Origin of the sequence: Nonomuraea lactucae (genome assembly GCF_003313395.1) — a bacterium.
GTDB lineage: Bacteria > Actinomycetota > Actinomycetes > Streptosporangiales > Streptosporangiaceae > Nonomuraea > Nonomuraea lactucae.
Map to the genome: position 1 here is coordinate 32,550 of NZ_QNFZ01000293.1, position 12,838 is coordinate 45,387.

A 12,838-nucleotide genomic window follows, 5' to 3' on the forward strand; every position below is an offset into this window, starting at 1 on the left:
CTTGGGACGTACCATCATCCTCCTCTTGTCCGCAGGTAGTGGGAAGAAGCCTCGTAAGCGCGTTCGATGTACCGCGAGATCTGCGACAGGTCGCGGTAGCGCAGCGGCGAGAGCGGCCGCGGCGTCCCCGCCGGCATGACGTGCACCTCCACGCCCGGCGGCAGCGTGGCCATCTCCTCGGCGAACCGGTGCCTGCGCGCGATCTCGAACGCCACCATGCCCACCTCCCACGGCCGCCGCGGCACGGTCAGCGGGCGCTCGATCCGCCCGACATGCAGGACGTACACGCGCGTGGCCCCCATCAGGACGGCCCGGCCGACGGGGATGCTGTGCACCAGCCCGCCGTCGAAGAAGTGCTCGCCCTCGATCGGCACCGGCGGCAGCAGGCCGGGCACCGCGCACGAGGCCAGCACCGCGTCCACCACCGGCCCGCTGGTGAACCAGTGAGCCGCGGCCCTCTCGACCGAGGCCGCCACGCACTGGAACGGCACCGGCAGCTCCTCGATCAGCGTGGCCGGCACCATCTGGCGCAGCAGGCTCCGCAGCGGGTCCATCGGGTGCAGGTGCGTGCCGGTACGGGCCAGCGTCGACAGGCGGGTGACCCACGAGCCGGCGAAGGCCGTGCGCACGACGTCCGAACGCCACAGCGACGCCAGCCTCGGCACGGCGGCGCCGGGGTCGGCGGCGATCAGCACCCCGTTCAGCGCCCCCACCGACGTGCCGATCACCAGGTCCGGCACGACGCCGGCCTCGTCGAGCGCCTTGAGCATGCCCACCTCGTGCGCGCCGAGCAAGCCGCCGCCACCGAGCACGAACGCAGTCTCCACCTGTCCACCTTCGCAGCATCAGGGCTGTGCGGTCTGTGTCCGGGCAGGTGCGGCCGCGACGTCCACGGCGGCGGCGGTGAGCGTGAGCACCGGGAGGATCGCCCTGGACGGCACCCGGTAGACGCCCCGCTCGGGCTGCTCGACCAGCCCTGCCGAGGTCAGCGTCTTGAGGTGGTGATAGAGCTGCCCCTGCGAGGGCACGTGCAGCACGCCCTGGAGCTCGGCGACGGGGCGCGGGCCGGAGACGAGCAACTGCAGGATGCGCAGCCGGGCCGGGTGGCCGGCCGCCGCGAGGACGGCGGAGGCACGCGTGACGTCCCCGGTGGTGGGCTCCCCAGCGGCCCGCGTGCCGCGCGCCGCCTCCAGGGCGAAGACCCGGGCCTCCAGATCCGCCAGGCGTTCCTCGATGCTGCTCACGCCTGCAAGGTACCGGCCGGACCGGAATTCCGGAGTAACGAGATTGCCGGATGCCGGAAAGGAATCCACCCGCGCGACTGCCGGAACGCCCCCCTGACACCGCGCCGCCGGGTCGTCACCATGACTGGCATGACAGCAGTGGTGCAGGCCGAAGGTCTGACGAAGTACTACGGCAGGCGCCGAGGGCTGGAAGACCTCACGCTCGACATCCAGCCGGGCGAGATCTTCGGCTACCTCGGGCCGAACGGCGCGGGCAAGACCACGACGATCAGGCTCCTGCTCGACGTGATCAGGCCCACCAGCGGCCAGGTGCGGGTGCTCGGCGCGGACTCCCGGGAGGCGGCGGTCCGGGCCAGGATCGGCTACCTGCCCGGCGAGCTCGTGCTCGAAGGCCGCGAACGGGCCCGCGACTACCTGGAGTTCCTCGGCAGGACACGGGGCGGGGTGCCGCCGGGCCGCGTCGCCCAGCTGGCCGAGCGGCTCGACGCCGACCTGTCGGTGCCGATGCGCAAGCTCTCCAAGGGCAACAGGCAGAAGGTCGGGCTGATCCAGGCGTTCATGCACGAGCCCGAGCTGCTCATCCTCGACGAGCCGACCGGCGGCCTGGACCCGCTGGTGCAGCAGGAGTTCCTGGCCATGGTCCGCGAGGTGCGCGCGTCCGGCCGTACGGTGCTGATGTCCTCGCACGTGCTCGCCGAGGTCGAGCACGTCTCGGACCGGGTCGGCATCGTCCGCGCCGGCCGCCTGGTCGCCGTGGAGAACGTGGCGACGCTGCGCGAGAAGGCGGTGCGCCGGGTGGAGCTCCATTTCGACGCGCCGGTGCCGCGCGAGGCGTTCGAAGGGCTGCCGGGCGTGCGTGACCTGCGCGTGGAGGGCGCCAGCGTGCGCTGCACGATCGACGGCAGGCCGGACCCGCTCATCAAGGCCGCCGCCCGATTCACCGTCGTGCACATGGTCAGCGCCGAGCCCGACCTGGAGGAGATCTTCCTCACCTACTACAGCGAGGAGGGCAGGAACCATGATCTCCAAGTCTCTTCGTGACCACCGTCGGGCGCTGATCGGGTGGGTGATCGGGCTCAGCGCGTTCCTGTCGATGTACGTGGGGGTCGTCTACCCGAGCATCGTCGAGGACCCGGCGACCTACAGCGCGCAGGCCGTCGCCAAGTATCCCGGCGCGCTCAAGGACCTGATGGGCGGCCTCCAGGACTTCGCCACCGCGCCCGGCTACCTGCAGACGGTCGTCTACCAGATCCTGCTGCCGGTCCTGTTCATCGTCTGCGCGATGGTCCTGGCCAACCGGTCGCTCGCCGGGCCGGAGGAGTCGGGCACGTTCGAGCTGATCGTCACGCTGCCGATCGACCGCAGGCGGCTCGTGCTGCAGCTCTTCGCCGCCATGGCGCTCGGCCTGCTGGCAGTGGCCGCCGTGACGCTGGCGGTCGCGTGGGCGCTGGCCCGGTCCGTGGACATGGACGTCCGCTTCGACCGCATCATGGCCGCCCACATCGGGGTCTACCTGCTGGCGCTGTTCTTCGGCACGCTGACGCTGGCCGTCGGCGCCGCCACCGGGCGCAAGGCCGTCGCCTCGGCGGTTCTCGGCGTCTGGGCCGTGCTCGGCTACATGGTCGTCACGGTCGGCAAGAACGTGGACGCCGTCTCGTGGCTCAAGTGGGTCTCGCCGTTCCACTACTACGCGGAGGGCAGGCCCCTCTACGAGGGACTGCCGGTGGGGGACTACCTTGTGCTGGCAGGGGCGGTGGCGGTGCTCGCGCTCACCGCCGTCCTCTCCTTCGACAGGCGTGACGTAGGAGTCTGATGGTGGCCTCAGAGGTGCCCGCCGGCCTCCTCGGCGGGCACTTAACGGTGCTGGCCGGGGCAGCCGCCACGGGGCGGATGCCGGACCGGGCCGCGCTCGACGCCTACCGGGAGGCGGGCATGCGGGCCGCGGAGCTGGGCGTGCCGCTGCGGGCGCTCGTCGACGCCGCCCTGTCGGCCGCCGCCCAGGACACCGACGGCTCCGCCGTGCTTGCCGCGCTGCGTATGGCGGTGTCGGCGCTGATGGAGGGGTACGAGCGGGCGCAGCTCGCGGCGATCCGCGAGGAGGAGGCGGCACGCAGGGAGTTCGTCGAGGACCTGCTGCTCGGCCGGGCCGAACGCCTTGCCGAGCGGGCCGAACACTTCGGGCTGCGGCTCGCCGAGTCGTACCAGGTGGCCGTCGCCCGCGGGCTGAAGGACGGCGAGCAGGACCGCATCGAGCGCGACCTGGTCGCCCGCTTCGGCTCGCACAACGTGCTCGTCGCCGTCCGCGACGGCCTGCTCGTCTGCGTCGTACCGGCCACCCTGCCGGCGGCGGTGGGGGAGTTCGCCCACCACGTGCGCTCCCGCTTCGCGCCCGGCTGGCGGGTCGGCGTCGGACGGCCGCAGCGCGGGCCCGGCGGCGTCGTCGCCTCCTACCGGGAGGCGGCCGGAGCGCTCGACCTGGCCGACCGGCTCGGGCTCCGGCTGGACGTGGTCAAGGCCGCCGACCTGCTGGTCTTCCCGGTGCTGCTGCGTGACCGGAGCGCCATGGAGGACCTGGTGACGAGCGTGCTCAGCCCGCTGCTGCGCGCCCGGGGCGGCCACGAGCCGCTCATGGAGACGCTGGAGGCGGTCTTCGCCGCGCAGGGCAACCAGGCGGCCGCCGCGCGGCGGCTCGGCATCAGCGCCCGTGCCGTCACCTACCGCCTCGAACGGATCCGCCGCCTGACGGGCTTCTCACCGGACGACCCGACGCAGCGCTTCACCCTGGAGACCGCCGTCCTCGGCGCGCGCCTGCTCGAATGGCCCTGGCCCTGAGCGGCGCCCTGGAGTCACGGGATCAGCAGCAGCTTGCCCGTGGTGCGACGTGATGCCAGGTCCTCGTGGGCCCGGGCGGCCTCGGCCAACGGGTAGCGGTGCGACACGTTGACGCGCAGCCGCCCCGACGCGATCCACCCGAACAGGTCGGAGGCACGCTGCAGGAGCTCGGCCCGGTCGGCGATGTAGTAGGGCAGGCTCGGCCGGGTGAGGAAGAGCGAGCCGCTCTGGTTGAGCCGCTGCGGGTCGAGGGGGGGCACCGGCCCGCTGGCCGCGCCGTAGAGGGCCATGAGCCCGCGCGGTCGCAGCGCTTCCAGGCCGCCGTCGAACGTGGCGGCCCCCACTCCGTCGTAGACCACGTCCATCCGCCCGCTCAACGCCTTGGCGAAGTCGTCGTAGCCCAGCACCTCGTCGGCCCCCGCCTCGCGGGCGAGCTTCGCCTTCTCGCCGCTGGACACGGTGCCGAAGACCCTGGCCCCTCTGAGCTTGGCGAGCTGGACCAGCAGCTGGCCCATGCCTCCGGCGGCGGCGTGCACGAGCACGTTCTCGCCCTCCCGCACCGGGTGGGTGGAGTGGGTGAGGTAATGGGCGGTCATGCCCTGGAGCATCGTCGCGGCGGCCAGCTCGGCCGACACCCCCTCGGGGACGGGCACCAGCACGCCGGCCGGGACGACGGCCTTCTCGGCGTAACTGCCCAGCACGTTCGCCCACGCCACCGTGTCACCTACGGCGACACCCTCCACTCCCGGCCCCAGGGCGGACACGACCCCCGCGCCTTCGGACCCGATGGTGGTGGGCAGGGACAGCGGGTACGCCCCGGAACGGTGGTAGACGTCGATGAAGTTCACCCCGCTCGCGGCGACATCGACCACCACCTCGCCCTCTCCCGGAACCGGGTCGGGAAGCTCGGTGTATTCGAGGACCTCTGGACCGCCGTGCTCGGCGACGACTATTGCGCGCATGGTCCTAGTCAACTCCTCCCCGCGACGAGGGATTCCCCCGCCCCCGGTGCGTGCACGAGAGGTCAGGAGTCCTTGGGGCCGCGCAGCTCGAAGTCGTCGAAGGTGGTCTTCAGGAGCGACTCGCTGTCCTTGGGGGTGCGGGCGAACAGGCCGAGGTTGCCGTTGCCGATGCCGTTCGGGTCGTCCGCCTGGAGCGCCTGCTTGCCGTTCACCCACATGGTCAGCCGCACCGCGCCGCCGAGCTGCTCGCACGACGCCTCGATGCGGGCCTTGCCCGGCAGGCCGTCCACCTTGCCGGACTGGGCCAGGGTGCCGCCCGCGCCGTCGAAGATGCGCCGGATGCGTGCCTTGCCCGTCGTGTCGATGCCGAACTCGTAGTAGGTGTCGTCCTCGGCGGCGTGGCAGAAGACGCCGTACTCGCCACTGCCGGTGACCTGCTCGACCTGTGCGGTGACGGCGATGAGCACGGTCGAGGGGAGCATCGGAGTCGGCCTGGCCGACGGGTCGGGCGTGGTCGTGGGCGTGGCGGTGAGGAAGGGCACCGGCGCGGTGGCCCAGCGCTCCTCGCTGTTCTCCTCCACGTCGAGCCCGTACGTGCCGTCCGTACGGTAGCCGTAGCTGGACGATTCGTCCGCGTCGTAGGTGCCGGGCCAGCCGCCGGTCGTCTGCGTGAAGTCCTCCCGGTAGAGGACGGCGAGGTCAGGGGGGCCGCTGGGCGTGAGCGTCCGCCACGCGGCCACGCCGACGCCCGCGAGCGCGACCGCGGCGGCGGCGAGCCCCGCGAGGAGCCTGCCCCTCCTCTTCACAGGCGCGTACGGCATGGCGTCCGTGAACGCGGTCGTCCCCTGCTGCCAGGCCACCTGCACGGTCATCGCCGCCTGCTCCGGCTGGGCGGAGCGGCCCACGAGGTGGTCGAGCAACTGCTGCGCGGTCGGCCGCATGGCCGGGTCCTTGCGCAGCGTGGAGGCGACCAGCTCGCGCAGCCCCGGCTCGACGTCGCTGATGTCGGGCTCGGTGTTGAGCACCTGGTAGACGATCGCGGGCAGCGTGCCGCCGCCGAACGGAGCCCGCCCGCTGGCGGCGAACGCCACCAGGCATCCCCACGAGAACACGTCGCACGCGGGCGAGACCGGCTCGCCGCGCAGCACCTCGGGCGCCATGTAGCGGGGCGTGCCGACCAGCTCGCCGGTGCCGGTGACCCCGCCGAGCGTGTCGAGCGCCCGCGCGATGCCGAAGTCGATCACCCGCGGGCCGACGGGGGACAGCAGCACGTTGGACGGCTTGAGGTCGCGGTGCACCACTCCGGCCCCGTGGATGGCGGTGAGCGCGGTGGCCACGCTGACGGCCAGCGCGTCGAGGCTGGACCCCCTGAGCGGGCCCGACTGCTCGACGGCCTGCTCCAGGTTGGGGCCGGGCACGTACTCGGTGACGACGTAGAGCTGGTCGCCGTCGAGCGCAGCCTCCAGCACCGCGGCCGTGCAGAACCTGCGCACCCGCTGCGCGGCGTCCGCCTCCCGGCGGAAACGCATGCGGAACTGCTCGTGCTGGCTCAGCTCCGGGTTGATCACCTTGACGGCGACCCGTTGGCCGGTGCCGTCCTCGGCGAGGTGGACCGTGCCCATCCCGCCACGCCCCAGGACGCTCAGCAGCCTGTAGCGCCCGATGTGCGGGGATTCAGCGTTCACGCCGGGTTACTTTACCGACATCGCGTGTAGCGCGGGCAGGCCCGACACGGGGTCGACGACGATCACCCGGCATCCGGCGGAGGTGGCCGCGGCGATGCCGGTCGGGCTGTCCTCGATCGCGACGCACCGGCCGGGGTCCACGCGCAGCCTCCGGGCGGCCTCCTGGTAGGGATCGGGGAACGGCTTGCCGCGCGCGGTGTCCTCGGCGGCGATCACCTGGCCGAAGCGGTGGCCGAGCCGGGGCAGGACGAGCTCCACGACGCTCCGGGGCGAGGCGCTGACCAGGGCGGTCGGGATGCCCCGCGCGGCCAGCTCGCCGAGGAGGTCGCGGGCGCCGGGCATCAGCGTCACGCCCTCGCCGACGCGCTGGGCGAAGGCGCCGGTGAGGCGCCGGTTCACGTCGTCCGCCTCGTGCTCGCCATCGACGCCGCAGGCGCGGCGCAGCAGGTGCTCCGTCACGTCGGACACCATGCGGCCGTGGACGTGCGGCACGTCGGCGGGGCCGAGCTCGACGCCGAGCGACCCGGCCACCGCCACCGTGGCCTGCCACCAGAGCCCTTCGGTGTCCACCAGGGTGCCGTCCATGTCGAACAGGACGGCGTCGAACACGAAGTCCCCCCGATCCCGGGCCTCAGACGACATCCGCGGCTTCCGAAACGGCTTCCTCAGCGGGGTCCGGCGCGGGGGCCGTCCGGGCGGACACCAGCACGGGGCGTTCGACCAGCCGCGTCTCGACCCGGGTGCCGGGCCCGAGCAGCGCCGCCTCGTGTCCTGGCACGTCGGCCAGGACCTCGCCGCCGTCCAGGGACACCCGCAGGCGTACGGAGGCGCCGCGGAAGGACGCCGCCAGCACCTCTCCCCGGCCGTCGGCGGCGGGCGTCACCTTGACCGCCTCGGGCCGGATCAGCACGTCCACGTGGGGGTCGGCCGGTGCCGCGCCGTCGAGCGGGAGGAGCTGCCCGAGTACCGTCACCTGGTCACCGGAGGCGGACACCTGCCCGGCGAGGTGGTTCATGGTGCCGACGAACTCGGCCACGAACGGGGTGGCCGGCCGGTCGTACACCTCGGCGGGCGGCCCGCACTGCTCCAGGCGGCCGTCGCGCAGGACGGCGACCCGGTCGGCGATCGACAGGGCCTCCTCCTGGTCGTGGGTGACGAAGATCGTGGTGATGCCCAGGTCGAGCTGGAGGCGGCGGATCTCCTCGCGGAGCGAGACCCGTACCTTGGCGTCCAGCGCCGACAGCGGCTCGTCGAGCAGCAGGACGCGCGGCTCCAGCGCGAGCGCGCGGGCCAGCGCGACGCGCTGCTGCTGGCCGCCGGAGAGCTCGTGCGGGAAGCGGTCGGCGTGGGACGGCAGGCCGACGAGGTGGAGCAGCTCGTCGGCCTTGGCCCGCCGGGTGGCGACGGGCACCTTGCGGACCCGCAGGCCGAAGGCGACGTTGTCGCGGGCGTTCATGTTGGGGAAGAGCGAGTAGGACTGGAAGACCATGCCCGCGTCGCGCCTGCTGGCCGGGACGTTCGTGATGTCCTGGCCGTCGACCAGCACGGCTCCGGAGTCGGGCCGCTCGAACCCGGCCACGCACCGCAGCGCCGTCGTCTTGCCGCAGCCCGACGGGCCGAGCAGTGCCACGAACTCGCCGGGTTCGATGGTCAGGTCGAGGCCGTCCAGGGCGACGGTCCTGCCGAAGATCCGGCGCAATCCCCGGAACTCCACCTTCGACGTCATTTCTTCTCCCTCCCGAAGGCGCTGGAGACCGCGAGGAGCAGCAGCCAGAAGAGCAGCAGACTGAGGATGGAGACCGCGACCGACACCTGCCCGCGCGAGCCGGAGATCGTCACGATCCAGACCGCGAACGGCTGGTAGCCCAGCAGCCGCGCCACGGTGAACTCGCCGAACACCAGGGCGAGCGTGAGGAACGACGCGCTGGCCAGCGCCGAGCGCAGGTTCGGGATGAGCACCCGGAACACCACGTGCGGCCACGACGCGCCGAGGTTGCGCGCGGCCTCGACGAGCGTCCGCACGTCCATCGTGCGCAGCCCCGCGTCCAGCGACCGGTAGACGAACGGCAGCACCAGCACCACGTACGCGAGCACCAGCACGACCGGGAACGCCGGGTCCTGGATCGCGATCAGCGTCGCCCAGAACGGCGTCGGAGCCAGCAGGTCGGCCCCGGTGCGCAGCGACGTGCCGAGCCCGGCCACGTACGTGATCGGCGGCACCACCAGCGGCAGCGTGCAGAGCACCTCCATGACGGGCCGCAGCCGGGGCGCGCTGAGCCGAACGGCCAGCATCGCGGGGAGCGTGAGCAGCAGCACGAGCGCGATCGTGGCGAGCCCCAGGCCGAGCGAGAGCGCCAGGCTGCCGGCGAACCCCTCGGCCGTGAGCAGCTCCCCGTACGCCCCGAACGACACCCCGGAGGTCGGCGTGTAGATCGTGTACCAGAGCGACGCCCCCAGGGGCACCAGGAAGTACAGCCCGGCCACCGCGAACACGGCCGCCCGCCACAGGCGCGGCCGGGCCGTCCGGGCCGCCGGAGCGGCGGCCAGAGGCTGTTCGAGACCTGTCACCGCAGCCATCGGGTGCTCCTCTTCTGCAGCGGCAGGTAGACGGCCATCACCAGCCCGGCCACCACGATCATGTCGAGGCTGAGGGCGAGCGCCACGTTCTCCTGGCCGATCAGCACGTCGCTGGTGAGCGCGTTGGCGATCTTCAGGGTGACGAGCGGCACTACTGTGCCCGCGCCCATGGCCGCCGCCGTGGCGTAGGCGGCGAACGCCGAGCCGAACAGCAGCACCACCCCGCCGAGCAGCGACGGCGTCAGCACGGGCACGCCGACGTGCCGCCAGTAGTGCCAGGCGGTGCCCCCGTTGTTGGCCGCCGCCTCGCGCCACTGCGGTCGCAGCCCGTCCAGCGCCGGAGCCATGACGAGCACCATCAGCGGCACCGAGAAGTACAGGTAGACCACGACCAGCCCCCAGAAGCTGTAGAGCGCGCCCGTGGGCAGCCCGAGCAGCCCGCTGACCACCCCTGAGTTGCCGAGCGTGGCCACCCAGAAGAACGCCAGCGGGACGCCGCCGAAGTTCGCGAGCACGCCGGAGGCCGTCAGGACCGCCTGGCGCAGCGCCGTGAACCTGGAGGTCACCACGGCGTAGGCCAGGACGGTGCCGAGCAGCGCGCCGAGCAGCGCCACCACGGCCGACACCTGGACGCTGCCCGCCATCGAGGTCAGGTTGCCGCCCTGCAGGCTCTGCCGCAGGTTGTCCAGGGTCGGCCGGCCCCGCGAGGTGAACGCGCCGGCCAGCAGCGCGACCAGCGGGACACCGAAGACGAACGCGTAGAAGACCAGAAGGGGCAGCGCGCCCAGCCACCCCTTGGACCTGGTCATCCGGACATCGCGGCGTCCCAGCCGCTCGCCAGCTTGGCCTTCGCGGCGTCGACCTGCTCGGGCGTGGGGAACGTGGGCGTGCCCTCCACCTTGGGCAGCGCGGCGGCCGCCGTCTTGTCGACCGTGCCGTCGGCCTCCATCGCCGGCAGGAGGACCGGCCGGGCGTAGCCCTTGAGGTAGAGGTTCTGGCCCTCGGGGCTGTAGAGGTACTCCTGCCACAGGCGCGCCGCCGCCGGGTGGGGGGCGTCCTTGTTGACGGCCTGGGCGTACATCTGGAAGTACTTGCCGTCGGAGGGCACATTGACCTTCCAGTCGATGCCCTTGTCGGCCATCTTGGGGGCGTAGGCGGCGTTGTTGTAGTCCCAGTCGATGCTGATCTGGGTCTCGCCCTTCTCGATGGTGGCCGGGGTGGTCTCCACGGGGTTGAAGTTGCCGGCCGCCTTCAGCTTCTTGAAGAAGTCGAGGCCCGGCTGGATGTCGTCGAACGAGCCGCCGTTGGCGATCGAGGCGGCGTAGACCCCGGCGAAGGCCGAGCCCGACTTGGTGGGGTTGCCGTTGAGCGCGACCTTGCCCTTGTACTCGGGCTTGAGCAGGTCGGCGAAGCTGGCGGGGCAGGTCGTGATCTTCTTGGCGTCGCAGCCGATGGAGATGTAGCCGCCGTAGTCGTTGGTCCAGAGCCCCGTCGGCTCCTTCTGGCCCTCGGGGATCTTGTCGAACGTCTGCACCTTGTAGGGTGCGAACAGGCCCTCCTTGGCGCCGCTGATCGCGAACGACTGGCCGAGGTCGAGGACGTCGGGCGCGCGGTCCTGCCCCTTGCGCGTCTTGACCGCGTTGATCTCGTCGGCGCTGGCCGCGTCGGGGTCCTCACTCTCGATCTTGATACCGTACTTGGCCTCGAAGGACTTGATGATCTCGCCGTAGTTGGCCCAGTCGGGAGGCAGCGCGATGACGTGCAGCGCGCCTTCCTTCTTGGCCGCCTCGACGAGCTTGTCGAAGCCGCCGAAGTCGGCGGCGGAGGTGGCGGTGCGCGCGTTCGCGCCGCCGTCGGAACCGGCCTGCTGGGATGATCCGGGCGCGGAGCCGCACGCCGCGGTGACAACGGTAAGGGTCGCGATGACGCCTGCGACACGAGCGCGAGGTGTGAACACGTCGCCTCCACTTTCCTGGGGGTGTGGAAAGAACTTAGGGGAACTTGTACAAACAAGCCAGAGCAAGTAAGTCCCATTGACATTGCTTTTTCGTGAACGGGAAGGACGCGGATGGTTGCGCGCTACGAACGGATCGCCGCCGAGCTGAGGGACGACATCGTCACCGGCGTCCATCCGGTCGGCTCGCAGTTGCCGAGCGAGGCCGACCTGGCCGCCCGTTACTCCGCCGCGCGCGGCACCGTGCGGCAGGCGGTCGCGCTGCTGGCCGCCGAGGGCTTGGTCGGGTCGCGCCAGGGCGCGAGGCGGATCGTGCTCGGCAACGCCCGCAGCCAGAGCTTCGCCGAGCTGCACAGCTTCGCGCAGTGGGCGCGCGCCAACGGCTACCGCTTCGGCGGGCAGGTCATCACCCAGCGCCGCCGGACGGCGACCGCCGTCGAGGCGGCCAGGCTCGCCTCCGACGAGGTGCTGGAGGTGCTCCGGCTGCGCTCGCTGGAGGGCGAGCCCGTCCTGGTCGAACGGACGGTGTACGCCGACTGGATGGCCCGCGCCGTCGAGGAGCTGCCGCCCGACTGCGAGTCGGTCACGCGGGCGCTCTACGACTCGGTCGGCCTCGTCTTCGCCTACGGCGAGCACCTCATCGACGCCGTGGCCGCGGGGGCGCACGACGCCCGCCTGCTCGGGGTGCGGAGGGGCAGCCCGCTCCTGCGCCAGCGCCGCATCACCACGACGTACGAGGGTAGGCCGGTGGAGTGGTCCGACGACCGCTACCGGGCGGGCAGCGTGGCGTTCAGCATCCGCAACTCGATCGGCGCCAACCCGCTGGAGCGGCGGGCAGGCGACTTGCACTTCGGGCCCTGAGAACATATGTTCGATACATAGCGCCCGCCTTCCCCCGGGCGGCTCAGCACAGGCACGAGAGCCGCGGGGAGAAGCATCTTGAGCAGACTCTATGGCGACCCGATCGAGGTGTGGACCAGGGACGGGGAGCCCAGCCAGTTCGTCTGGCGCGACCGCCTCTACCTCGTGCGCCGCGTCCTCGACCACTGGGTGGTGGCCCGCGAGTGGTGGAAGACCGGTGAGGGCGACCCCGGCGAGCGCCAGTTCTGGCGGCTGGAGGCGAGCCCGGGGCGCGAGGTCGGGTCGTACGAGCTGAGGTTCGACACGGCCAGCGGGGGCTGGCTGCTGATGCGGGCGTGGGATTGATGGCCGCTCCGTTCCCTCACCTCAACGTGAGCTCCGCCTACTCGATGCGGTACGGCACGGCCTTCCCGCAGGCACTGGTACGGCGGGCGGCGGAGGACGGGATGGACATCCTCGCCCTGACCGACCGCGACGGGCTGTACGGGGCGGTCAAGCACGCCCAGGCCTGCGCGGACGCCGGGATCGCCCCGGTCTTCGGCGTCAGCCTGGCGCTCGACGGCACGGGGGCCGGCGCGGGCTTCGACCCGCTCCCGGGGTTCGACGCCCGGGAGCCCCGGCGAGCGCGTCCCGCGACGGGGCCCGACTCCGAGGACCGGATCACGGTGCTGGCTCGCTCCGGCGGCTGGTCCCGCCTGGCGCGCCTGGTCACGGACGCGCACC

15 protein-coding genes are annotated in these 12,838 nt (G+C 72.3%); 6 read left to right on the forward strand and 9 right to left on the reverse strand.

The window, feature by feature from the left end:
• Positions 1-14 precede the first annotated feature (14 nt).
• Both DQW85_RS21165 and DQW85_RS21170 read right to left on the reverse strand, forming a co-directional pair.
• Positions 15-827: a patatin-like phospholipase family protein gene (locus DQW85_RS21165; protein ID WP_113702030.1), complete on the reverse strand. Its 813-nt coding sequence runs from the start codon at positions 825-827 to the stop codon at positions 15-17.
• Between the two features lie 18 nt (positions 828-845).
• Entirely contained in the window at positions 846-1,244 is a 399-nt protein-coding gene (locus DQW85_RS21170) for an ArsR/SmtB family transcription factor (protein WP_113702031.1), read from the reverse strand.
• A 129-nt stretch (positions 1,245-1,373) separates the two neighbouring features.
• Here DQW85_RS21170 and DQW85_RS21175 point away from each other — a divergent pair, with 129 nt between their 5' ends.
• The 3 genes from DQW85_RS21175 to DQW85_RS21185 are packed head-to-tail and all read left to right on the forward strand — an operon-like array spanning position 1,374 to position 4,076.
• On the forward strand, positions 1,374-2,285 hold the full coding sequence (locus DQW85_RS21175) for an ABC transporter ATP-binding protein (RefSeq protein WP_113702032.1): 912 nt from the start codon (positions 1,374-1,376) through the stop codon (positions 2,283-2,285).
• Positions 2,263-3,057, forward strand: a complete 795-nt coding sequence (locus DQW85_RS21180; RefSeq protein ID WP_113702033.1) for an ABC transporter permease subunit — start codon at positions 2,263-2,265, stop codon at positions 3,055-3,057. The genes DQW85_RS21175 and DQW85_RS21180 overlap by 23 nt, the downstream gene beginning before the upstream one ends.
• A complete protein-coding gene (locus DQW85_RS21185; RefSeq protein WP_113702034.1) occupies positions 3,057-4,076 on the forward strand; it encodes a PucR family transcriptional regulator in 1,020 nt (339 codons plus the stop codon). The genes DQW85_RS21180 and DQW85_RS21185 overlap by 1 nt, the downstream gene beginning before the upstream one ends.
• A gap of 14 nt (positions 4,077-4,090) precedes the next feature.
• Here DQW85_RS21185 and DQW85_RS21190 read toward each other — a convergent pair whose 3' ends face one another.
• The 7 genes from DQW85_RS21190 to DQW85_RS21220 form a co-directional block, all read right to left on the reverse strand.
• Positions 4,091-5,038, reverse strand: a complete 948-nt coding sequence (locus tag DQW85_RS21190) for a quinone oxidoreductase family protein (protein ID WP_113702035.1) — start codon at positions 5,036-5,038, stop codon at positions 4,091-4,093.
• A 62-nt stretch (positions 5,039-5,100) separates the two neighbouring features.
• Entirely contained in the window at positions 5,101-6,723 is a 1,623-nt protein-coding gene (locus DQW85_RS21195; RefSeq protein WP_240197326.1) for a serine/threonine-protein kinase, read from the reverse strand.
• Between the two features lie 6 nt (positions 6,724-6,729).
• On the reverse strand, positions 6,730-7,365 hold the full coding sequence (locus DQW85_RS21200) for an HAD family hydrolase (RefSeq protein WP_113702037.1): 636 nt from the start codon (positions 7,363-7,365) through the stop codon (positions 6,730-6,732).
• Positions 7,355-8,449, reverse strand: coding sequence for an ABC transporter ATP-binding protein (locus DQW85_RS21205; protein ID WP_113702038.1), 1,095 nt, complete (start codon positions 8,447-8,449; stop codon positions 7,355-7,357). Before DQW85_RS21205 ends, DQW85_RS21200 begins: the two co-directional genes overlap by 11 nt.
• The gene (locus DQW85_RS21210; protein WP_113702039.1) at positions 8,446-9,300 is read right to left on the reverse strand and encodes an ABC transporter permease; all 855 of its coding nucleotides are present in this window, start codon (positions 9,298-9,300) and stop codon (positions 8,446-8,448) included. The genes DQW85_RS21205 and DQW85_RS21210 overlap by 4 nt, the downstream gene beginning before the upstream one ends.
• The gene (locus DQW85_RS21215) at positions 9,288-10,109 is read right to left on the reverse strand and encodes an ABC transporter permease (RefSeq protein WP_113702040.1); all 822 of its coding nucleotides are present in this window, start codon (positions 10,107-10,109) and stop codon (positions 9,288-9,290) included. Before DQW85_RS21215 ends, DQW85_RS21210 begins: the two co-directional genes overlap by 13 nt.
• Positions 10,106-11,257: an ABC transporter substrate-binding protein gene (locus DQW85_RS21220; protein WP_113702041.1), complete on the reverse strand. Its 1,152-nt coding sequence runs from the start codon at positions 11,255-11,257 to the stop codon at positions 10,106-10,108. The genes DQW85_RS21215 and DQW85_RS21220 overlap by 4 nt, the downstream gene beginning before the upstream one ends.
• Positions 11,258-11,368: 111 nt before the next feature.
• On the opposite strand from DQW85_RS21220, the gene DQW85_RS21225 reads away from it, so the two are divergent.
• The 3 genes from DQW85_RS21225 to DQW85_RS21235 all read left to right on the forward strand — a co-directional run.
• A complete protein-coding gene (locus DQW85_RS21225; protein WP_113702042.1) occupies positions 11,369-12,115 on the forward strand; it encodes a GntR family transcriptional regulator in 747 nt (248 codons plus the stop codon).
• Positions 12,116-12,193: 78 nt separating this feature from the next.
• Positions 12,194-12,460: a DUF6504 family protein gene (locus DQW85_RS21230; RefSeq protein WP_113702043.1), complete on the forward strand. Its 267-nt coding sequence runs from the start codon at positions 12,194-12,196 to the stop codon at positions 12,458-12,460.
• The coding region (locus tag DQW85_RS21235) for a PHP domain-containing protein (protein WP_113702044.1) at positions 12,460-12,838 on the forward strand (379 nt) is incomplete at its 3' end. The genes DQW85_RS21230 and DQW85_RS21235, both read left to right, overlap by 1 nt.

What these genes read in the sequence shown, in the direction of transcription:
- DQW85_RS21190 (WP_113702035.1), bottom strand. Translation starts at nt 5,038, where the DNA reads ATGCGCGCAATAGTCGTCGCCGAGCACGGCGGTCCAGAGGTCCTCGAA.
- DQW85_RS21175 (WP_113702032.1), top strand. Translation starts at nt 1,374, where the DNA reads ATGACAGCAGTGGTGCAGGCCGAAGGTCTGACGAAGTACTACGGCAGG.
- DQW85_RS21185 (WP_113702034.1), top strand. Translation starts at nt 3,057, where the DNA reads ATGGTGGCCTCAGAGGTGCCCGCCGGCCTCCTCGGCGGGCACTTAACG.
- DQW85_RS21200 (WP_113702037.1), bottom strand. Translation starts at nt 7,365, where the DNA reads ATGTCGTCTGAGGCCCGGGATCGGGGGGACTTCGTGTTCGACGCCGTC.
- DQW85_RS21205 (WP_113702038.1), bottom strand. Translation starts at nt 8,449, where the DNA reads ATGACGTCGAAGGTGGAGTTCCGGGGATTGCGCCGGATCTTCGGCAGG.
- DQW85_RS21180 (WP_113702033.1), top strand. Translation starts at nt 2,263, where the DNA reads ATGATCTCCAAGTCTCTTCGTGACCACCGTCGGGCGCTGATCGGGTGG.
- DQW85_RS21215 (WP_113702040.1), bottom strand. Translation starts at nt 10,109, where the DNA reads ATGACCAGGTCCAAGGGGTGGCTGGGCGCGCTGCCCCTTCTGGTCTTC.
- DQW85_RS21210 (WP_113702039.1), bottom strand. Translation starts at nt 9,300, where the DNA reads ATGGCTGCGGTGACAGGTCTCGAACAGCCTCTGGCCGCCGCTCCGGCG.
- DQW85_RS21225 (WP_113702042.1), top strand. Translation starts at nt 11,369, where the DNA reads ATGGTTGCGCGCTACGAACGGATCGCCGCCGAGCTGAGGGACGACATC.